Below are 20540 nucleotides of genomic sequence, written 5' to 3' on the forward strand. Positions count from 1 at the left end.
GCGGGCCTGTTCGCCGTTCTGGATTGTCGTAGTGCTGAGTACGATTGGTTTTCTGATGGGCCTGTATGTGGCCTGGCGCCTGTTCTGGCCGCTGCGCCTGCCTGTCTGGTCGAAGGTGGTGCTGTCGGTGCTGCTGGTGGGCATTGCCGTGCAGCTGCGCATCGTCGCCAGCTTCTGGGGCACGATGGCCTCCCCGGAAATTCCGAAGATGGCCATTGCCACGCTGGCCACCGGTTCCACCGCCGTGCTGCTCCTGGCCCTGGCGTTGCTGGTGCTGGACGCCGGCCTGTTGGCCGCGCGCCTGCTGCGCGCCCCGCGCGCCCTTTGCGTACTGCGCAGCAAGGCGCTGCGCCCGACTGCCGCGGTGCTGGCGCTGCTGCTCAGTGCCTTCGGTGTCAGCCAGGGCATGGCCGTACCCAAGCCACGGCAGATCGAGGTGGCCATCAGCGGCCTGCCGCAGGCCTTCGATGGCTACCGTGTGCTGCAGCTCACCGACATCCATGCCAGTCGCCTGCTGACCGGCGACTGGGTGCGCCAGATCGTGGCTGCAAGCAACGCACTGCAACCGGATCTGGTGGTGATCACCGGCGACCTGATCGACGGCAGCGTGCAGGCGCGCCGCAACGATTACACCCCACTGGCGGACCTGCGTGCGCCGGACGGGGTGATCGCCATTACCGGCAACCACGAGTACTACGCGCAGTACAGCGAATGGATGCAGGCGTTCCGCGCGCTGCACATGCAGGTGCTGGAAAACAGCCACACCCAGGTGCGCCGTGGTGAGGCAGCACTGACCATCGCCGGTGTCACCGACCCGGTCGCCGCACGCTATGGCCTGCCGCTGCCCGACCTGGAGGCCGCCCTGGCCGGTGCCGACCCCAGCGCACCGGTGATCCTGCTCGACCATCGGCCACGCAATGCACGCGAGGCCGCTGCACGCGGGGTGAAGCTGCAGCTGTCCGGGCACACCCATGGCGGACAGATCATCGGCATGGACCAGCTGGTGAAGCGCGCCAACGGCGGCTTCGTCTCCGGTCGCTACGCGGTGGATGGCATGACGCTGTACGTGAGCAACGGTGCCGGCCTGTGGGCCGGGTTCCCGGCCCGCATCGGCGTACCGTCGGAGATTACGATGATCACCCTGCGCCGGGCGCCGTGATGCGGTGGGGTGTGGGATGGGGGATCGTGCGACGGCTCAGAGGATGAAGCCTCCATCGATGGTCAGGCTGCTGCCTGTCATGTAGCCCGCTTCCGGCCCCGCTACCCAACTGGCCAATGACGCGATCTCGGCAGGCTGGGCAATGCGGCCCAGGGGTACCCGCGCAGCAAGCTTTTCATCCAGCCCGGCGGTGATGTCGGTCGCAGTCGGGCCGGGTTGCAGGTTGTTGATGGTGATGCCGCTGGGGGCCAGCTCCAGCGCCAGCTCGCGCACCAGAGCGGCCACCGCCGCCTTGCTCATCGCATACAGGCTGCTGCCGGGCGAACCACTGCGCACGGCAGTGTTGCTGCCGATGGTGATGATGCGGCCACCGCCGGACAGATGCGGCAGGGCCGCCTGGATGGCCAGCACCACGCCACGTATGTTCACCGCCAGCAGCTGGTCCAGCGTAGGCAGATCCACGCTGCCGATCGGTGTGTGTCGGTACAGGCCGGCATTGACCACCAGCACATCCAACCCACCGAAGGCCTGCGCAGCGGCGGCTACGGCCTGGCGCAACGCATCGGCATCGCTGCTGTCAGCCTGGAAGGCGAGCGCGCGGCCACCGTGCGCGCGGATGGCATCAAGCGATGCCTGCGCCCCATCGGGGCGCGAGACGTGGGTGATGGCGACGTCATGGCCATCAACGGCCAAGCGTTGCGCAATGGCCGCACCGATGCCGCGTGAGCCGCCGATGACCAGTGCACGGCGGCGAGAGGAAGAGACTGTCATGTTCAAACTCCGGTTTGGGATGATCAGGCCGCTGGCAGGGAAGGACGGGCGTGGGCGCTGCGGCGCAGCGACTGAGCACGTTTGGCGATCCAGCGGACCACGAAGGCGGTGAACAGCAGTGCCGAAGGCACCGCATACCAGAAGTTCGTGGGTACACGTTTGAAGTACGAATAGGTGAACACCGCCGCGATGACCCACATGCCGGTGACGTGCAGTCGCCGCCAGGCGGTTGGACCCATGCGCCGGGCGATGCTCCGGTGCGAGGTGATGGCCATCGCCAGGATGGCCACGTAACCCATCGTTCCGGGAAGATTGGCAAGGGCGGAGCGCGCTGGCCAGAACGCCGGATTGAGGATGCCGAACGCGGTGATGGCGAAGGCATGCAGCAGGTGCGAGAACGCAAACGACAGGCCGATGATGCGGCGTTCGCGCATCAGGAAGCGGGTGGTCGGCCCGGGCAGCAGGGTGGCAAATGACGATGCCGTAAACGCGGCCAGGAACAGCAGGAACGACGTGCGGGCAGTGGCCCGGATCGCTGCGCGGCTGCCCTCGGCTAGATCCGGTTGCAGAGCGAAGGCTGCCAGCGCAAAGGCGATCAGGACTGCGGCGATGGCCATGAACAGGCGCCAGCCATGCAGCAAGGAAGTGTTGGAAACAGCCATGGTCAGACCTCGAATCAGATAGGGGTAGTGCCGGCCGCTGGCCGGCAATTTCAGAACCCGGTCAGCGCGACCAGCACGCCGGCCGCGCACAGTTCGCCCAGCAAGGGCGCGGCCACCACGCGCAGTGCATCGGTGACCACGCCATGCGCCTCAGCCAGCGCCTGCCGGGCGTCGTCCACGCGCGCACCGTCGTTGCCAAATGCCGACACCAGCGCATATGCAAGCGGTGCCAGTTCCTCGACCTGCAGGCGGTCGTCCGCCAGGCGACGCAGCAGCAGAAGCGTCGGCTCGCTGGCGGGCGCATCGTCCAGACCGGCGTCCTCATGCACCGGCCACTGGTAGCCCAGTACCCGCACCAGCGGCGACAGCGCCAGCACGTCGCTGCCCGCAGGCATGGAGTGCAACGAATGCCCGGCATCACGCGCTTCGATGTGCAGTGCCTGCTGCGTGCTCTCGTAGTGCGCCAGTTCCGCTGCCCAGCCGGGCAGCGCGAACGTGTCCTGCGCCGCCAGCCAGGCAGCGAACTCGCTGGCGATCTGCGGGAACAGCGGGGTGTGGCAGTCGTGGTACGCGTAGTAGTGCTCGACCAGGCCACGCCAGCGCGCTTCGCCCAGTTGTTGATGCAGGCGCGGCAGGCTGCCGGCCAGCAGGTTGTCCAAGCTGTCGATGCACAGGCGGCGGTAGATCGCCAGCCGCCATGCCGCGATGCCATCGGGTGCGGGCATCGAGGGATCGCGCACATGGCCGGCCCAGCGCCGCTGCAACGTGGCCAGGGACTCAGCCATGGGCCACCTCCGGCAACTCGGCGTCGGCCTGGGCCCTGCGGATCTGTTGCACTTCAGCCAGCAGTTCGGCCAGCGGCGGGAAATTGAAGTCGCGCTCCAGCAGGGTGGGGCGCACGCCGACGTGCGCATAGGCCTGGCGTAGCAGGGCCCAGACCACACCCTTCACCGGCGCGCCGTGGGTGTCGACCTTGAAGCCGTCGTCCTCGTCGAAGTGACCAGCCACATGCAGGGAGGCCACGCGGTGGGCCGGCACGCGGCGCAGGAAATCGAAGGCGTCGTAGCCATTGTTGCAAGCGTTGACGAAGACATTGTTGACGTCCAGCAGCAGGTCGCAGTCGGCTTCGGCAAGCACGGCAGTGATGAACTCGATCTCGCTCATGTCGGCAGCGGGCACTGCGTAGTAGGAGATGTTTTCCACCGCGATACGACGCCCCAGGCTGTCCTGCACCTGGGCGATGCGACCGGCAACGTGGCGTACGGCCTCGGCGGTGAACGGCAGCGGCAGCAGGTCATAGAGGTGGCCCCCGGCGGCGCAGTAACTCAGGTGTTCGCTGTACAGCTGTACCTGGTGCAGGTCGAGAAAAGCGCGGGTCTGTTGCAGCAGCGTGCGGTCCAGTGGGTCCGGGCCACCCAGCGACAGCGAAAGACCGTGGCAGGTCAGGCGGTGGCGCTCGCTCAGCTGGCGCAGCGCGGCACCGTGTGCACCGCCGACGCCGATCCAGTTGTCCGGCGAGCATTCGAGGAAGTCGATGGCATCGGCCGGCATCGCCAGCAGTTCATCGATCAGGCCTCGGCGCAGGCCGAGGCCCGCACTGGCGGTAAGCAAAGGCAGGGACATGGTGGGTACTCCGGGATGAGGTGCCGCCGCGAGGGCGGCACCGGGTGCGGGCAATCAGTCGGCAACGCGCGAGAACAGGCCCTTCGGCATCGGCTTGCCATTGGCGGTGTAGACGCTGCGCAGGTAGTCGTGCGCTTCCTGCTCGCTGATGTAGCCGTCGTGGTCGGTGTCGATGCGGTCGAATTCGGCGGCACGTTTGGCGGCCACGGCATTGAACTCGGCACGCGACACCTTTCCGTCGTGGTCACGGTCGGTCCGGGCAAACGAGGCGTCGCCGCACTTGCCTTCGCCGCACTGGCCCTCGGCTACCTTGGCCTTGCCGGCGGGCTTGCTGGTGGTGGCCTTGTTGGCGCCGCACTTGCCTTCACCGCACTTGCCTTCGGCGGCGGCGCTCATGGCCACGGCACTGATCGCCAGCGGCTGGATCGCGGCAGCCTGGCCGGCCAGCAGCAGGCTGCCGGCCAGGGCGATGCCGATGGCGCCGATGCGCGGCAGACGGGAAGCAGAGGTGTTATTGGTCGAGACGGACATGGTGATGACTCCTTGGGATGTGCACGCAGGGCGTGCGGGATGGACGCCGCTGGAAGGCGACGGAATGCGATGCGAGGAAGGGTGGGAAAGGGCGGAAGCGGATCAGGCGCTGCGGCGACGGCGCAGTACATGGGCCAGCAACAAGGCGGCGCCGAGCAGGGCACCGCCGAAGCCGACGCCGGGCAGTAGTGCGGCGACCGGCAGCAGCAGCGCGATCAGGCTGCTGCCCCAGCCGAGGCCGTCATCGTCTGCGGCGGCGTGTTGCGGGCTGGCAAGCAGACGGTCCAGGCTGAGTGATCCAGCACCGTTGAGGATCAGCGGCAGCAGCATGGCCAGGAACAGCAGCGGCAGCTTGAAGTTGCCGTAGCCCTGGTCGGTGATCGCATAGCCCCGCCAGAGTTCATCCAGGCCGTTCCACTGGTCGGGCCAGTGCACGGCGGCGATGGCCACGATGGTGAGCACCCAGAAGATGTACGCCACCGAGCGCGTGGCCAGGCCCAGCAGCAGCATCACCGCGCCCACCAGTTCCAGCCAGGTGGCCAGCTGCCAGTTGAGCGAGGCGGGCAGGGTGGAGAAGGGGAACGGGAACCGGCCTTCCAGATCGGCGAACCAGTTCTGGCCGCCCAGCTTCTCGCGGCCGGATTCAAAGAATTCCCAGGCGAGCAGGGCGCGCAGGGCCAGCGGCGAAAGCCAGCGGCCGACGGCATCCAGGCGTGGGGTGTAGAGGGAGGAGGCGGTGCTGATCATGGGTGTGTCCTGCGGGCCGGTGGTCGATGGAGGCCATTTCGGGCCACGCAGGTATCGGCAACGTGTGCCGATGCCCGGGGTTTTGTCAGCGACTGTGGCTGCGGCAGGGGTTTCGTACAGTTGGATACAAAGACGCCGCATCGGGGGCGCATCGGCGCGTTGCGCGCCCGCGTGCGGGGAGCGATATGCACCCGATGGCGCCGGGGCATGCCCAGCGGCCGAATGTATCCCACTGTAGGAACCCGCCGCCGCCCTACAGTCCGGTACAACTCGGCATCACAGCGAAACAGCAGCGATACACCGGCACGCGGAAATGGCCACTCCCAACACCGGAGTGCCACCCATGATCCGCACCACCCTGCTTGCCGCTGCCCTGGCCCTGGCCGGCGCCGCCACACCCGCCTTCGCCGTGCAGGCCGATGCCGGCGCGCCGCCCACCATCATCCTGGTGCATGGCGCCTTCGCCGATGGCTCCAGCTGGAACAAGGTCATCGGCACCCTGCATGCCTGGAAGCTGCCGGCGGTGGCGGTACAGAATCCGCTCACCTCGCTGGCCGACGACGTTGCCGCTACCCGTCGCGCGATCGCTGCCGCGCCCGGCAAGGTGGTGCTGGTCGGCCACAGCTGGGGCGGCACGGTCATCACCGAAGCGGGCGACGATCCCAAAGTGCAGGCGCTGGTCTACGTGGCCGCGTTCGCACCGGATGTCGGCCAGTCCTCCGCGCAGCAGGGCGAAGGCTTCCCGGTTGGCCCCGGGCTGACCCGCCTGCAGGAGAAAGACGGTTACCTGACCCTGCCGGCCGATGCCATCGCCCAGGATTTCGCACCCGACGTGATGAAGAAGGCCGCCGCCCTGCTGTACAGCACGCAGGTGCCGTTGAAGGCCAGTGCGCTGGGTGAGGCCGTGACCACGGCGGCATGGCGCAGCAAGCCGAGCTGGTACGTGGTCAGCCGCGATGACCGCATGCTCTCGCCGCAGCTGCAGGTCGCCACCGCGCAGCGCATTGGCGCGCAGCTGCAGTCGATCGGCAGCAGCCATGTCTCGCTGCTCTCGCACCCCGCGCAGGTGGCCGACAGCATCCTGGAAGCTGCCGGTGTGAAGCCGGCCGAGCTGCCGCTGGCCGAGCAGGGGGGCTGAGCAATGGCCACGCTTCGTGCCTATACCGTGCCGCTGCTGCTGTCCCTGCTCGGCGCCGTTGCGCTGCTGCTTGCGTGGCCAAGCCCCGAAGCCGGTGCACAGACTGCCGAGGCCGCACCCGCTGCGGGATTCAGCGGCGGTGGGCCATGGCACAACAGCCCGCCGCTCACCCTGCAGCAGCTGCGCGGTCAGGTGGTGCTGGTCGAATTCTGGACCTACACCTGCAGCAACTGCCTCAACGTGGCGCCGTACGTTCACCAGTGGCATCGCCGATACGCGGAACAGGGCCTGCACGTGATCGGCGTGCACACCCCCGAATTCGCGTATGAAGGGCTGCCGGGGAACGTGCGCCGTGCGATCCACCGGCTGGATATCACCTGGCCGGTGGTGCAGGACAACCAGTACCGGATCTGGAACGCGTGGGGTAACCGTTTCTGGCCCGCGCTGTACCTGATCGACCGGCAGGGGCGGGTGGTCTACCGGCACTACGGTGAAGGTGACTATGCGCGTACCGAAAGCGAGATCCAGCGCCTGCTGGCCAGCCCCTGAGCCGCGCTACCATGGCCGCGTCGCGCGGCTTCGCCCCTGCCTCGATCGAGAATACGATGAACCACGTACCGCACATCCTTGTCGTCGACGATGACAGCGACATCCGCCAGATGCTGGCCGACTACCTGCAGCGCAACGGCCTGCGCGTCAGCCAGGCCGATGGTGGCCGCGCGATGCGCGCGCTGATGGACACCCATGCGGTGGACCTGGTGGTGCTGGATGTGATGATGCCCGGCGAGGATGGCTTGAGCCTGTGCCGCAACCTGCGGGCCGGCAAGCACCGCGCCGTGCCGGTGGTGCTGCTGACCGCCCGCGATGATGAGACCGACCGCATCATCGGCCTGGAAATGGGCGCCGATGATTACGTGACCAAACCGTTCTCCTCGCGCGAACTGCTGGCACGCATCAACGCGGTGATCCGCCGCACGCAGATGCTGCCGCCGAACCTGCAGGTGAGCGAAGCCGGCCGACAGCTGGCCTTCGGCGAATGGCGCCTGGATACCACCGCCCGCCACCTGCTGGACGCGCAGGACACCGCCTATCCGCTCAGCGGCGCCGAGTTCCGGCTGCTGCGCGTGTTCCTTGACCACGCCAACCGTGTGCTCAGCCGCGACCAGCTGCTCAGCCTCACCCAGGGCCGCGATGCGGAGCTGTTCGACCGCTCGATCGACCTGCTGGTCAGCCGCGTGCGCCAGCGCCTGGGCGACGATGCGCGTGAGCCGACCTACATCAAGACCGTGCGCAGCGAAGGCTATGTGTTCAGCGTGCCGGTGCAGTTGCTGGGGCCGGAGGAATGAACGCCGCGGCGCGCCGCCTGCCGTGGCCGCGCACGCTGTCGGCGCGGCTGCTGCTGTTGCTGCTGGGTGGGCTGACTCTGGCCCATGCGCTGTCGTTCGGCCTGCTGTTCTACGAGCGCTACCAGTCCACCCGCAGCATGATGCTGCGCAACCTCGACGAGGACGTAGCCGTGAGCGTGGCCTTGCTGGAGCGCTTGCCCGCCAGCGAGCGCGAAGCGTGGGTGCCGCGCCTGGAACGGCGAACCTACCGCTATCTGCTGCGCCCGGCCGCGGCCGGCCCTGCGCCGGAGACTGATCGTGCGCGGCAGGTCACCAGCATCATCGATGACAGTCTGCGGCATCGATATCCGCTGCAGGCGCGGCAGGTCTCGCGTATGCCCGAGCGCTTCGAAGTGGAGCTGCGCCTGCACGACGGCACGCCGCTGACCATCGAGGTCACACCGTCCGGCCTGCCACTGGCACGCTGGTTACCGCTGGTGCTGATGGCGCAGCTGGCGCTGCTGCTGCTGTGCGCATGGTTGGCGGTGCGGCTGGCGATGCGGCCGTTGGCACAGCTGTCGCACGCGATGGAGCACCTGCAGCCCGGCCAGGACGGGCCGGCGCTACCTGAAGACGGTCCCGCGGAGGTAGGCACCGCAGCAACGGCACTCAACGCACTGCAGGCCCGCATCCGGGGGCATGTCAGTGAACGCCTGCAGATCCTGGCGGCGATCTCGCACGATCTGCAGACGCCGATCACGCGGATGAAGCTGCGGGTGGAAACGCTGCCTGAAGACGCCACCCAGCAACGGCTGCTGGCCGATCTGGACCATCTGGGACAGCTGGTACGCGAAGGCGTGGCGTACGCGCGCAGCAGCCATGTGGCCAGTGGTGAGCCGGTGGCAATGGATCTGGCGGCATTCCTGTCCAGCGTGGTCGGCGATTACCAGGACGTGGGCAAGCCAGTCAGTGGTGGCGCCCCGAGCGGCCTGATCGTGCAGACGTGGCCGCAACCACTGCGGCGGGTGGTCGGCAATCTGGTCGACAACGCTTTGCGCTATGCCGGGAGCGCGGAGATTGATGCCGGTCGCGACGAGGTGGGCAGGGTGTGGATTCGGATTTCCGATCGTGGCCCCGGTATTCCCGAAGACCAGCTGCAGGCGGTATTGGCGCCCTTCCATCGGCTGGAAAGCTCACGCAACCGGGATACCGGCGGTACCGGGCTCGGTCTGGCCATCGCCGTGCAGCTGGCGCAATCGCTCGGTGGTTCTCTACGGCTGCACAATCGCGAGGGCGGCGGTTTGCAGGCGCTGTTGCAGTTACCGGCCTGAAGTCTGGCGGGGCAGGCCATCCACGCATGGCGTGGATCTACTGCATCGTCACCGCCTTCATGACACGCTGCGGCCATGAAGGAAAGCACGCAATGACCGCAGGACGGCAGCGCTCGATGTGGGTGGCCGGCCTGTCCACGGTGGTGGAGTGGTACGACTTCACCCTGTACCTGTACTTCGCCACGGTGCTGTCGCGGGTGTTCTTCGGCGGTGGCGAAGAGGCGATGCTGGTCACCCTGGCCGGCTTCGCGGTGTCCTACCTGATGCGTCCGCTCGGTGCGCTGTGCTTCGGCCACCTGGGTGACCGGCTCGGCCGGCGCTGGATGCTGCTGGCCTCGATGGCACTGATGGCCGCGGCCATGCTGGCCACCGCGTTGCTGCCGACCGCGGCCACCGCCGGTGCGACTGCTGGCGTGCTGTTGCTGATCCTGCGCTGCGTGATGGCCTTCTCCGTGGGCGGCGAATACACCGGCGTGGTCGCCTATCTTCTGGAAAGCGCGCCGGCGCGACGACGTGGCCTGGTCACCTCGCTGGCCTCGGCGGCCAGCGAAGTGGGCGCGTTGCTGGCGGTGGCGATCTCCGCGCTCACCGTGGCCCTGCTGCCTGCGCCGCAGCTGGACAGCTGGGGCTGGCGGATCCCGTTCTTCTTCGGCGCGGCGCTGGCACTGGTGATCCTGATCGCGCGTTCGGGCATGCACGAATCGCCGGAGTTCGAACGGCAGCGGCGCGAAGGCAGCATTCCGGCTACGCCGCTGCGGCACGTGCTGCGCAACCATCCTGGTGCGGTGGCGCGCACGTTCGCGATTTCCGCACTGGGTTCGATCACCTACTACGTGGGCATTACGTATGTGCCGGCGTTCCTGCACGCGCAGGGGCACGATGAAGGTGGTGCGCTGTGGCTGTCGACGATTGCGGCGGTGGCGGTGATCGCGATCACCCCGCTGTGCGGGGCGCTGTCCGATCGCTTCGGGCGGCGTCCGCTGCTGCTGGGGCTGACGGTGCTGGCGGCGCTGCTGCCGCTGTCGATGTTCGGCTGGATGGCCTCTGCTGCGCCGTTGGGCATCGTGCTGGCAGCGGTGAGCCTGGCCTGTGTGGCCGGCGGTATCAGTGCGGTGGCGGCACCGGCCACGGCCGAGCAGTTCCCCGGCGAGGGCCGGGTCAGTGGGCTGGCGCTGGGGGTGACCATGGCCACCGCAGTGTTCGGCGGGGCGACGCCGTGGTTGGCGCAATGGTGGGTGGAACGCAGCGGTTGGGCGGCGGCGCCGGGGGCGATGATCGCGCTGGTGGCGGTGCTGGTGCTGCCGGTGCTGTGGACGCTGCCGGAGACCGTGCCGAAGACCCGCCCCGTGTCCCGGGGCGGGCAGTGAGCGCTTAGACCTTCAGGGTCTGCTCGATGTCGGCCAGCACCGCGGCCGCATCCACGCCGATGGCGATGGACTGCAGGACATGGCCGTCCCACACGCTGGGGCCGAAGCCCATGCCTTCCGGCTTGGGAATGGTCATGCCACGGGCGACGCCGTCGGTGGCCACACGCACGCTGGCGCGCTCGAACTGGAACAGCTCCGGGCGGGTCAGGGCGATGCAGGCGCAGCAGTCATGCACGACCATGCCCTTGTGGCCGGCCTGCAGATAGAAGTCGACGTAGTCCTGCGACAGGGCGCGCACAAGTTCGGCATCGGCGCCGCCGATCGCGGCCAGCTTGTCCAGGCCGTCGCGGTTCATCTCGACGCGGGTGGTCACGTCCAGACCGATCGCGGTGACCGGCCAGTGGGCGGTGAACACGATGTCGGCCGCTTCCGCGTCGCCCCAGATGTTGGCCTCGGCCGCCGGGGTGATGTTGCCGTTGACGTGGAACGCACCGCCCATCAGTACCACGCCACGCACCAGGCCGGCGATGTCCGGGGCCTGCTGCAGGGCCAGCGCCAGGTTGGTCATGCGGCCGACCGCCACCAGGGTCACTTCGCCCGGATGGGCGCGCACCAGGTCGATGATCAGCTGGTGCGCGGGACGGCTGTCGGCGGTTGCGTCCAGCGCTTCCGGCACCGGGTGGTTGCCCAGGCCGTTGTGGCCATGGATGTGCACCGGCCAGGCTTCCGGGGTGGCTTCGGGCTGCAGCGGGCCGTCGGCGCCGCGCGCGACCGGCGCGGACAGGCCCCAGGCCTGCTTCAGGTACAGCGCGTTGTGGGTGGTCGACTCCACCGAGGCATTGCCGAAGGTGGTGGTGACGCCGATCAGGTCGATCTGCGGGTGCTTGTGCAGGTACAGCAGAGCCAGCGCGTCGTCGACGCCCGGGTCGGTATCGAAAATGACTTTCAGCATGTTGTTGTTCTTCTTCTTCCGTCTGGTGCAGGGGGGCCGGCGGCCCCGAGGGCAGGCCGGCGCGCCCCACATTGTCCCATCTTCATGACAAGCAGGGCGAACCGGCAGCGGTGGTATCGTCTGCGGGCCCGAACCCGTCGCAAGGAGCTGCGCCATGCTGGCTGTGACCCTCGTCCTGATTGCCCTGGTGCTGGGGCTCAACCTGGTGGCCAGTTTCGTGGTGCTGGGCCGCGATGACCTTCCCGCCAGCAGCCGCGCCGGGCAGCTGCTGGTGGTGTGGCTGCTGCCGCTGGTCGGCGCGATCCTGTGCATGGCGATGGCAACCGCCGATGGTTCGCCCGCGCGCGCCGATGGCAGCAGCGGTGGACCGGCTGATTTCTCCGGGGGCTATTCCGGGGACAGCAACAGCCACCACAGCTACAGCAGTTCCGACTGCAGCAGTGGCGACAGCGGTGGGGGCGGAGACGGCGGCAGCTGCGGCGGCGGCGATTGAGGAGAGATTCCAAGTTGCCGGCCAGCGGCCGGCACTACCGTGACCGGGCCTCGCCGGGGTAGTGCCGGCCGCTGGCCGGCAATCCCATGAGCTCAGCTTCCGCCTTCGGTCGGCAACGGCGCAGGCACGTTCAACAATCCGCCGCTGGCCACATACGCAGCCAAGGCCTGGCCCTGGCTGAGCAGGTGGCGTTCCATCGTGCGTTCGGCGGCTGCAGCATCGCGCTGGCGGAAGCAGTCCATCAGTTCGCGGTGTTCGGCCAGCGACTGTGCGGTGCGGCCCGGCGCCAGCAGCTGGCGGCCGCGATGCATCTTCAGGATGCGGTGCAGGTCGTGGGTGATGCGGATCAGCCACGGGTTGCCGGCGTAATGCTGCACTGTCTCGTGGATGAGGTAGTTGTTGCGGTAGTACTCGGCGATGTTGCCCTCGGTGGCGGCCGCTTCCATCGCCGCGTGCAGGTCCTCCAGCTGCTGCACGCCTGCGTCATCGATGTGCTTGACCGCTTCATGCGCACATCGGCCTTCCAGCATCGCCATCACCGGGAACAGCTGGTTGAGGTCTTCCAGGGTCAGCCGGGTTACCCGTGCGCCGCGGCCGGCATCGATCTGCACCAGGCCTTCGGCGGCGAGCAGCTTCAACGCTTCGCGCAGGGGCGTACGGCTGATGGCCAGTTCCTCGCACAGCGCCGGCTCGTCGATCCACTCGCCCGGCGGCAGGCGGTAGTCGTAGATCCGCTCGCGCACGTGTTCTGCCACCTCCTCATACAGAGGGGCGCGCTTCTTCGGGGGACGCGGAGCGGGAGCGATGGTCATGCGGAAAGTGTAACGCCAGGTAGTGCCTGCCGCTGGCCGGCAACCCGTGACCGATCGACGGATCCACGAGGTTGCCGGCCCGCGACCGGCACTACCGCAGGCATTTACATCCAGCCCGGCACCACGAACACCAGCCACGCCAGCAGCGGGCCGAATGCCACCACCAGGCCGCTGTAGACCAGGAAGCGGCGGAACAGCGTTTCGCGTTCTTCCTTCGCGGCCGAGGCCACCACCAGTGCGCCGTTGGTCGAGAACGGACTGACATCGACGATGGTGGAGGAAACGGCCAGCGCGCAGATCACGCCAGCGGCACTGAGATGGCCCTGCATCAGGAATGGCACGGCCAGCGGAATGGTGGCACCCAGCACCGCCGCCGACGAGGCGAATGCGGAGACGATGCCGCCCACGTAGCAGACCAGCAGCGCGCCCAGCAGCGGGATGCCGATGCTGGAGACGCCGTGGCCGATGAAGTCCACGGCACCGGCATGTTCCAGCACGCCGATGTAGGTGACCACGCCGCAGATCAGCAGCACGGTGGACCAGCTGATGCCGTCCACCGCACCCTTCTGGCTCTGCGGCGACAGCAGGGCCAGCACCACTGCAACGGTGATCGAAACCAGGCCGACGTTGAGGTTGTAGATCAGCGCGGCCACACCCAGGCCGAGCAGGCCGATCAGGGTGAACAAGCGCTCGCGGGTCAGGCCCACCGCATCCAGTGCCACCGGATCGTTGGACAGGGTGCCACCACCGGCTGCGACCAGCGCACCGTGGCCTTCGATGGCGAACTGCCGCGACGAAGCCTGCGGGCCGCCGGCCATCGCCAGCTCCGCGTTGCCCACCGTGCCCGCCGCAGTGATCGAACCGCGACGCAGCAGCGCGATGCCTCCGAAGGCGAAGAAGCAGATCGTGGCCATCATGAAGTTGAAGCCGAGGCTGGTCAGGAACACCGCCATTTCGGTGACTTCCAGCCCGGCCTTCTGCACCACGCCATTGGTGATGCTGCCGTACACGCTGATCGGCGAGAAGCCACCCGCCTGCGCGCCATGGATCACCAGCAGGCCCATCATCAACGGATTGATGTTGTACTGCTTGGCAAAGCGCAGCGCGACCGGGCCGATGATCGCAACCGCGGCCGGGCCCAGCGCGCCGAAGGCGGTCAGCACGGCGGTGATCACGAACATCACCCACGGGATGGCCACGATATGGCCGCGTACCGCTTTCACCGCCCAGTGCACCAGCAGGTCGATGGTGCCGTTCTTCTGCGCGATCGCGAACAGGTAGGTGATGCCGACCAGGGTCAGGAACAGGTCGCCCGGGAAGCCGGCGAGAACCTCCTTGCCCCCCATGTCGACCCAGAGCCCGCCGACGATGAAGGCCAGTGCGAAGGCGACGGCGCCCATGTTGATCGGCATCGCGGTGGCGACGATGAACATGATCACCAGACCGATGATCGTTGCAATTTGTGGAGTCATGCGCCCTCCCAGACACCTGATTCGCGTGTTGCACGGATGGAAGCCCGCCATCCCGGGGTATGGCCTGTTACGTACTGCGCGTTACGTACTGCTCAAACCCGTTACTGCAGCCGCTGCAGCGCGCTGCGGACCCACGCCGCCGCGCCGTCCAGGCTCTGGAATTCCTCGATCGCGCGTACCTCGCAGCACCGATAGGCCGGCGCGATCATGCGTGCCAGTGCGTTGCCCGGGCCCAGCTGCAGGAACACCCGCGCGCCGCGCTCGAAGGCCTGGCGCATCACCTGTGCCCATTCGATGGTCTGTGCCAGCTGCGCGGACAGCGTGTGCACCACCGCTGCGGTGTCGCGCACCGGCCGTGCGTCGATGCCGGCCAGCAACGGCAGGCGCGGCGCGTGCAACGTGGTGGCCTGCAGTGCGGCGGCAAACGGTGTGACCGCCGCCGACAGCAGTGGCGTATGCGCCGGCACATGTACCGGCAGCACGCGCACCTCGGCACCCTGTGCGTGCGCGGCAGCGGCCAGCGCACGCAGTGCCGGCAGCGTGCCGCCAACGATGAAATGATCTGTGCCGTTGGCGATCGCCACGTGCGTGCCGTGGATTTCGCACAGCGTCTGCACCGTCTGTCGATCCAGCCCCAGCATCGCCTGCATTCCGGCATCGACCGGACTGACGGCGTCCATGAATCGTGCACGCTGCGCCGACAGGGACAGGCAGGTGGTCACGTCGAAACTATCGGCGATGGCATGTGCCGCCAGTTCGCCGATGCTGTACCCGGCCACCACGATCGGGTCCGGCACGGCGCCGCGCAGGGCATGCCAGTGCGCGATGCTGGCGGCGCACAGTAGCGGCTGCGCCTGCGCGTTGTCGAAGCGGTCGTCGGCGGCCGCAGCCGCGAACACATCGCGCCCCAGCGCGTCGCTCGCCGCATCCAGTACCGCGCGTGCAGCGGCCATGCCGCGCACATGGTCGAACATCGCCGGATGCTGCGCACCCTGTCCGGGGCAGAGCAGGGCCAGGCTCATGCGCCCTCCTGCTGCAGCAGGAACCAGGCGCAGGCCAGCAGATCGGCACTGCCACCCGGGCTGAGCCGACGCCTCACGAACGCATTTCCGATGGACTGCAGGCGCACGCGCCAGTCCGGCGCGAAGGCGCCACCGGCGGAAAGGAATGTGGCCGCTTGTTGTTGCGCCCAGCGCAGGCCCTCGCTACCGCCGCGATGCAGCAGGTTCAGATCGTCCACCTGTGCCACCAGCTGCATCAGCGTCTGGCACAACGCGGCGTCGCGCGGCAGGCCGCTGTCCAGCGCATGGCGCAGGGCAGGCAGGGCCAGCTCGCGCAGCACCGGGTAGCCGGCGGCAGCCTGTTCGCGTACGCCGCAGACCCCATGACGCGCACGTGCGCGCTGTCCCGGGCTGTGCGGGTCCAGCGGCGCAGCGATGAGTGCGTCTTTCCACTGCTGAACCGCCAGGCACACCTGCGCGCCCGGCACGGCATGGTCATGCACGCGCCTGCGCTCAGCAGCGGCGGCCACCAGCAGGCCAAGGCTGAAGATCGCACCGCGATGGGTGTTGATGCCGGCGGTGGCGGCCAGCATGGCCGCTTCAGCGGCAATACCGTGATCGCGCAGCACCGTGAAGGGGGCGCCGGCGGCACCGGCCCTGGCCACTGCCGTGAAGTAGTGGCGCAGGGCGAACAGACTGCGCAGGAAAGTGCCGGCATCCATGTCGTCATGGCTGCCGCTGTCGAACGGTGTGACCAGGCCCGGCTTCGGGGCGCACGCCAGTTCGGCGTGCAGGCTGGCAATGGCCAGCCGTCCCAGGCGTGCGCTGTCGACCACCGCGTCGCGTGCCAACAACGGCTTCGGGGCGGCGATCATGCGATCGCCTCGCGCGTGGCGAACAGTGCATCACGCGCTTCCAATGCGGCTCCATCAAGGCGTTTCACCAGCACCTGGCGACTGCGGCCGGCAAGTTCGCGCCAGTTCACCGCGCCACCATCGGGCAGGCACAGCTCGCCATCAAGGCGATGCGGATGGCGGGTCTGCCATGCCAGCAACTGCGCGATCAGCGCCTCGGCCTGCGCGGCATCGGTCACCTGCCACAGCAGGTCGATGTCCGAACGCTCATGTATATAGGGCAGGGCGGTCAGCCATTGCCAGGCGAAGGCGCCGAACACACGGGCCGGCGCCAGTGCCTGCAGGTCGTGGAGTGATTCCTGCCACGGCTGTGGAATACCTGCGTCGCCTGCTGCCAGCAGCTCGCTCAACGCCGGCGGAGCGCGCATGTGCGCGACGTCGCACAGCGGTACGCGCAACGACAGGCGCTGCTTGCCTTCGGCCGGTGGCAACGGAACGCCCAATCGCAGGCGCGTATCGGCATCATCCGCGGCACGACGCGCCACCACTGCAGGGAAGCCCTGCGCGAACCAGGCGGCAAGACGCGGCTCGTACGCGGGCAGATCGGCCCGCCAATCGGCATCGGCCGACAGCCAGACCAGCGTGTGCCGGGCGGGCCGCTCAGGCATTGCCCTGGCTCACAGCAGTGGCTACCTGCGCAGCCAGCGTACGGCCACCCCGTTCGGCGCCGAGTGCAGCGCGATGGTCTCCGTCGACGGCTGCACGCAGTGCTTCAAGCAGGTGATGCGCCAGATCGCCATCCCACAGCGATTGCACTGCGCCCATCGCCACGTAGTTCTCCACGCCCGGTGCGAACACCGGCGAGGTCAGGCTGAGCGCCTGCAGTTTTTCCAACGGCTGCTTGGTCACCCGTGCCATCGCGCGCAGATCCATCACCCGCACCTGCGCATCGGGCAGGGCATGGATGAGGTCGGCCATCAGCCCGAACGACAGGAAGCCGCCGCTGACCGATTCGCCGTAGACCAGCGTGACCAGGCGAGCGCCACGGCGGCGGGCCAGGTCCAGGGTCTGTGCGAGGTGGGCGAAGTAGCCGTTGATGCCCAGCAGTTCATCGCGGCGCGCCAGCCGCTGGCCGGCGGTATCGACCAGCATCACGATGGGGCGCTGCGGATGTGCCGCGGTGCTGGCCAGCACGGTGTCGGCCAGCACCAGCGCGTGGTCCACACCGACTTCGATCCTGTCGGTGGTGCCGATCACCGTTACCTCACCGTCGTCGGTGGTCGCTGTGCCGGTCAGTATCGAATCGTTCACCGCGATCGTATGGCCACGCGGGAACAGTGCGTCCAGCAGCGAATTCAATGGCAGGCTCATGGCAGGCTCCGCTGCGCAGTGGCGGCAAGAAAGGCATCGGTTTCCAGCAGCGCCAGGCGTTCCGGGTCGGCAATGCCCTGGCGTGCCCAGATCTGCAGGCCATCGTTGCAGTCGCCCCACGCCTGTACGCGCGCCTTCAGCGCGGCGTGGCGTGCCTGCAGCGCGGCCAGTGCCGCGTCGGGGTCGGCGCTGGCGGTGTCTGGCTGCAGCGCATCCGAGGCGGCCTCGGCGAACGCGCTGATCGCATCGGGCACCAGCACCTGCGCCTGGTCGATCAGGTAGCGGTGCTTGCCACCGGTCACCCGCCACACCAATGCGCGGTCGCGCGAATCGAATTCCTCCACGCCGCGCACGGTCTCGATCACTTCGGGGCCGGACAGAGACAGCCGTCCTTCTTCGGACATGATCACCGTGCTGCAGCAGCGGGCGACGATGCCCATGCCACCGAAGGCGCCGTTGCCGCTGCCGATCAGCGCCACCACCGGTACCCCGGCGGCCCGCGCGCCGAGCGTGGCGCGCATGATTTCGGAAATGGCGATCAATCCCGCATTGGCTTCATGCAGGCGCACACCGCCGGTATCGAGCAGCAGCAGCACGCCATCGGGATGGGTGTCCGCCGCGCGGCGCAGCAGGCCGGTCAACTTGGCGCCATGCACCTCACCCACGCCGCCGCCCATGAATTCACCCTGCTGTGCGGCTACCAGCACGTGCTTGCCGTGCAGGCGTCCCTCACCGACGACGATGCCATCGTCGAAGGCGGCCGGCTGGTCCAGCTGCGCCAGATGCGGGCTGATGGCGCGCTGGGCCGGGCCGAGAAATTCGCGGAACGATCCTGCATCAAGCAGCCCGGCGATGCGCGCGCGGGCATCGGCTTCGTAATAGCTGGTGCGCTGTGCGAGCGTCATGGCTGGCCTCCGGCAAGCAGGGTCTCGACGGCCTGGTCCAGGCGCAGGCTGACCACCGCCGGTGTAGCGCCGGCATCGTTGATCGACACGCGTACATCGCGCAGGGGATGACGCTGGGCGAAGTCGGCGATCACCGCCTGCCATACCGTGCCGAAGCCACGTGCAGCGGTGATGATGCGCACGGTCATCGCACCGTCCAGCTCGGCCGGTTCCAGCAGGATTTCCAGGTTGCCCGAGGCCAGTACGCCCACCAGCACCGCATCGGTGGGGAAGCGCACGGGCGTCGTGCCGGCGAATCGATAGTCGAGGGTTTCCATGGCGTGGCCCTTACCAGTTGCGGAAGCGCTTGGGCGGGTCGTACAGACCGCCGGACCAGCGCACCAGGTCTTTCACCGAACGCGCAGCAAGAAGATCGCGGCTGGCATCGCGCACGTTGATGCCGAGATCGTCCGGGCGGCGGATCACTCCGCGGTCGCGCAGGTTTTCCACCATGGCGCGGTCGCGTCCCCTGCCCACGGCGGTATAGCCAGCCACGCCGCGGATCGCCTGCTCGCGTTCTTCCGGGCTGCGGCACAGCAGCAGGTTGGCGATGCCTTCCTCGGTCAGCACATGGCTGACGTCGTCGCCGTAGATCATCACTGGCGGCAGCGGCATGCTCGCGCGCTCGGCCAGGTCCCAGGCATCGAGGCGGTCGACGAAGGCCGGCGCCATGTGCTCGCGGAAGGTTTCCACCATCTGCACCACCAGTTTGCGCCCGCGTGGCATCTCGCCGGGCCGCGCGGCCTGCTGGCCCGCCTTGATCCAGGCGTCGCTGGCGTGGCGGCGGCCGCGGGCATCCGAACCCATGTTGGGTGCACCGCCAAAGCCGGCGATGCGGTCGCGCGTTGCGGTGGAGCTGTTGCCCTGCAGGTCGATCTGCAGGGTGGAGCCGATGAACATGTCGCAGGCATACAGCCCTGCGGTCTGCGAGAACGCACGGTTGGAGCGCATCGAACCATCGGCGCCGGTGAAGAACACATCACCGCGCGCGGCGATGTACTTCTCCATGCCCAGTTCCGACCCGAACGAGTGCACGGATTTGACGAAACCCGATTCGATGGCTGGAATCAGCGCCGGGTGCGGATTGAGTGCCCAGTGCTGGCAGATCTTTCCCTTCAGCCCCAGCGACTCGGCGTAGGTCGGCAGCAGCAGTTCGATTGCTGCTGTATCGAAACCGATGCCATGGTTGAGCCGGTTCACCCCGTACTCGGCGTAGATGCCCTTGATCGCCATCATCGCCATCAGCACCTGGATCTCGGAGATCTGTGCCGGATCGCGGGTGAACAGCGGTTCGATATGGTTCGGGCGCGGCGCCTGCACCACGAAGTTGACCCAGTCGGCAGGAATATCGACGCGGGGGAGGGTGTCGACGATCTCGTTGACCTGGGCGATGACGATGCCGCCACCGAATGCGGTGGCCTCCACGATCACCGGCGTGTCTTCGGTGTTGGGGCCGGTGTAGAGATTGCCGTGGCGGTCGGCAGCCTGCGCCGCGACCAGTGCCACACGCGGAGTGAGGTCGATGAAGTAGCGGCCGAACAGTTCCAGGTAGGTGTGGATGGCACCGATCTGGATGCGTCCTTCGGCCACCAGGTTGGCCAGCCGCACCGACTGCGGCCCGGAGAAGGAGAAGTCCAGCCTGGAGGCGATGCCGCGTTCGAACACATCCAGGTGCGAGGGCAGCGACAGCACCGACTGCACCATGTGCAGGTCATGCACCCGTGCCGGGTCGAGGTCGGCCAGCGTCTGGGCGAGGAAGTCGGCCTGCTTCTGGTTGTTGCCTTCCAGGCAGACCTTGTCGTCCGGCTCCAGCAGCGCGTGCAGCAGCTCGGCGACATCGCCAGCCGCCACCTCGTGGCCCCTGGCCCATGGCGCGGCGCGTTCCAGCCGCGCCTGGCGGCCCCGCTCCAGCGTGTCCCAACTCGGGTTCATCGACGGACTTCCGAATGGCGTTGGAATAATTACGCCATAATTACGGAGGGGTGTG

23 protein-coding genes are annotated in these 20540 nt (G+C 68.0%); 7 read left to right on the forward strand and 16 right to left on the reverse strand.

The genetic code is table 11. From position 1 onward, the window contains the following. The first annotated feature begins 22 nt into the window (after nt 1-22). The gene (locus CR918_RS03895; protein ID WP_099844229.1) at nt 23-1159 is read left to right on the forward strand and encodes a metallophosphoesterase; all 1137 of its coding nucleotides are present in this window, start codon (nt 23-25) and stop codon (nt 1157-1159) included. Between the two features lie 36 nt (nt 1160-1195). On the opposite strand, the gene CR918_RS03900 is transcribed toward CR918_RS03895, so the two are convergent. From CR918_RS03900 to CR918_RS03925, 6 genes are all read right to left on the reverse strand, one after another. Continuing rightward, on the reverse strand, nt 1196-1930 hold the full coding sequence (locus CR918_RS03900; RefSeq protein WP_099842092.1) for an SDR family NAD(P)-dependent oxidoreductase: 735 nt from the start codon (nt 1928-1930) through the stop codon (nt 1196-1198). 23 nt (nt 1931-1953) lie between these two features. After that, nucleotides 1954-2592, reverse strand: a complete 639-nt coding sequence (locus CR918_RS03905) for a ferric reductase-like transmembrane domain-containing protein (RefSeq protein WP_099842093.1) — start codon at nt 2590-2592, stop codon at nt 1954-1956. A 50-nt stretch (nt 2593-2642) separates the two neighbouring features. After that, nucleotides 2643-3377 (reverse strand): HvfC family RiPP maturation protein, encoded by a 735-nt coding sequence (locus tag CR918_RS03910; protein ID WP_099842094.1) that lies wholly within the window; start codon nt 3375-3377, stop codon nt 2643-2645. Next, entirely contained in the window at nt 3370-4215 is an 846-nt protein-coding gene (locus CR918_RS03915; protein WP_099842095.1) for an HvfB family MNIO-type RiPP peptide maturase, read from the reverse strand. Before CR918_RS03915 ends, CR918_RS03910 begins: the two co-directional genes overlap by 8 nt. Before the next feature lie 54 nt (nt 4216-4269). Beyond that, on the reverse strand, nt 4270-4746 hold the full coding sequence (locus tag CR918_RS03920; RefSeq protein WP_099842096.1) for an HvfA family oxazolone/thioamide-modified RiPP metallophore: 477 nt from the start codon (nt 4744-4746) through the stop codon (nt 4270-4272). Between the two features lie 102 nt (nt 4747-4848). Beyond that, entirely contained in the window at nt 4849-5493 is a 645-nt protein-coding gene (locus CR918_RS03925; protein ID WP_025873911.1) for an HvfX family Cu-binding RiPP maturation protein, read from the reverse strand. Nucleotides 5494-5836: 343 nt separating this feature from the next. Between CR918_RS03925 and CR918_RS03930 the strand changes: the two genes are divergently transcribed. The 5 genes from CR918_RS03930 (at nt 5837) to CR918_RS03950 (ending at nt 10654) form a co-directional block, all read left to right on the forward strand. After that, nucleotides 5837-6631: an alpha/beta fold hydrolase gene (locus tag CR918_RS03930; RefSeq protein ID WP_032975918.1), complete on the forward strand. Its 795-nt coding sequence runs from the start codon at nt 5837-5839 to the stop codon at nt 6629-6631. Between the two features lie 3 nt (nt 6632-6634). Next, complete coding sequence (locus tag CR918_RS03935; protein WP_025873909.1) at nt 6635-7180, forward strand: redoxin family protein; 546 nt, start codon at nt 6635-6637, stop codon at nt 7178-7180. A gap of 56 nt (nt 7181-7236) precedes the next feature. Continuing rightward, a complete protein-coding gene (locus tag CR918_RS03940) occupies nt 7237-7977 on the forward strand; it encodes a response regulator (RefSeq protein ID WP_025873908.1) in 741 nt (246 codons plus the stop codon). Beyond that, nucleotides 7974-9287 (forward strand): sensor histidine kinase, encoded by a 1314-nt coding sequence (locus tag CR918_RS03945; protein WP_099842097.1) that lies wholly within the window; start codon nt 7974-7976, stop codon nt 9285-9287. The genes CR918_RS03940 and CR918_RS03945 overlap by 4 nt, the downstream gene beginning before the upstream one ends. 92 nt (nt 9288-9379) lie before the next feature. After that, entirely contained in the window at nt 9380-10654 is a 1275-nt protein-coding gene (locus CR918_RS03950) for an MFS transporter (RefSeq protein ID WP_099844231.1), read from the forward strand. Between the two features lie 4 nt (nt 10655-10658). On the opposite strand, the gene CR918_RS03955 is transcribed toward CR918_RS03950, so the two are convergent. Then, entirely contained in the window at nt 10659-11606 is a 948-nt protein-coding gene (locus tag CR918_RS03955; protein ID WP_032975923.1) for a nucleoside hydrolase, read from the reverse strand. Nucleotides 11607-11760: 154 nt separating this feature from the next. Here CR918_RS03955 and CR918_RS03960 point away from each other — a divergent pair, with 154 nt between their 5' ends. Then, entirely contained in the window at nt 11761-12099 is a 339-nt protein-coding gene (locus CR918_RS03960; protein ID WP_099842098.1) for a hypothetical protein, read from the forward strand. A 92-nt stretch (nt 12100-12191) separates the two neighbouring features. On the opposite strand, the gene CR918_RS03965 is transcribed toward CR918_RS03960, so the two are convergent. The 9 genes from CR918_RS03965 to mdcA all read right to left on the reverse strand — a co-directional run bounded on the left by CR918_RS03965 (nt 12192) and on the right by mdcA (nt 20485). Further along, complete coding sequence (locus CR918_RS03965; RefSeq protein ID WP_099842099.1) at nt 12192-12911, reverse strand: GntR family transcriptional regulator; 720 nt, start codon at nt 12909-12911, stop codon at nt 12192-12194. Between the two features lie 104 nt (nt 12912-13015). Continuing rightward, nucleotides 13016-14383 (reverse strand): SLC13 family permease, encoded by a 1368-nt coding sequence (locus CR918_RS03970; protein ID WP_032975926.1) that lies wholly within the window; start codon nt 14381-14383, stop codon nt 13016-13018. A 101-nt stretch (nt 14384-14484) separates the two neighbouring features. After that, nucleotides 14485-15405, reverse strand: a complete 921-nt coding sequence (gene mdcH / locus CR918_RS03975) for a malonate decarboxylase subunit epsilon (protein WP_099842100.1) — start codon at nt 15403-15405, stop codon at nt 14485-14487. Then, a complete protein-coding gene (gene mdcB, locus CR918_RS03980; RefSeq protein ID WP_099842101.1) occupies nt 15402-16259 on the reverse strand; it encodes a triphosphoribosyl-dephospho-CoA synthase MdcB in 858 nt (285 codons plus the stop codon). Before mdcB ends, mdcH begins: the two co-directional genes overlap by 4 nt. Continuing rightward, a complete protein-coding gene (gene mdcG / locus CR918_RS03985; protein WP_099842102.1) occupies nt 16256-16906 on the reverse strand; it encodes a malonate decarboxylase holo-[acyl-carrier-protein] synthase in 651 nt (216 codons plus the stop codon). The genes mdcB and mdcG overlap by 4 nt, the downstream gene beginning before the upstream one ends. Continuing rightward, the gene (gene mdcE / locus CR918_RS03990; RefSeq protein WP_099844233.1) at nt 16899-17603 is read right to left on the reverse strand and encodes a biotin-independent malonate decarboxylase subunit gamma; all 705 of its coding nucleotides are present in this window, start codon (nt 17601-17603) and stop codon (nt 16899-16901) included. The genes mdcG and mdcE overlap by 8 nt, the downstream gene beginning before the upstream one ends. Nucleotides 17604-17605: 2 nt before the next feature. Continuing rightward, nucleotides 17606-18514 (reverse strand): biotin-independent malonate decarboxylase subunit beta, encoded by a 909-nt coding sequence (locus CR918_RS03995; protein WP_099783208.1) that lies wholly within the window; start codon nt 18512-18514, stop codon nt 17606-17608. After that, entirely contained in the window at nt 18511-18831 is a 321-nt protein-coding gene (mdcC, locus tag CR918_RS04000; RefSeq protein WP_099783210.1) for a malonate decarboxylase acyl carrier protein, read from the reverse strand. Before mdcC ends, CR918_RS03995 begins: the two co-directional genes overlap by 4 nt. A gap of 10 nt (nt 18832-18841) precedes the next feature. Then, nucleotides 18842-20485 (reverse strand): malonate decarboxylase subunit alpha, encoded by a 1644-nt coding sequence (gene mdcA / locus CR918_RS04005; protein WP_099842103.1) that lies wholly within the window; start codon nt 20483-20485, stop codon nt 18842-18844. Nucleotides 20486-20540 lie beyond the last annotated feature (55 nt).

The organism is Stenotrophomonas indicatrix (assembly GCF_002750975.1).
Lineage (GTDB): Bacteria > Pseudomonadota > Gammaproteobacteria > Xanthomonadales > Xanthomonadaceae > Stenotrophomonas > Stenotrophomonas indicatrix.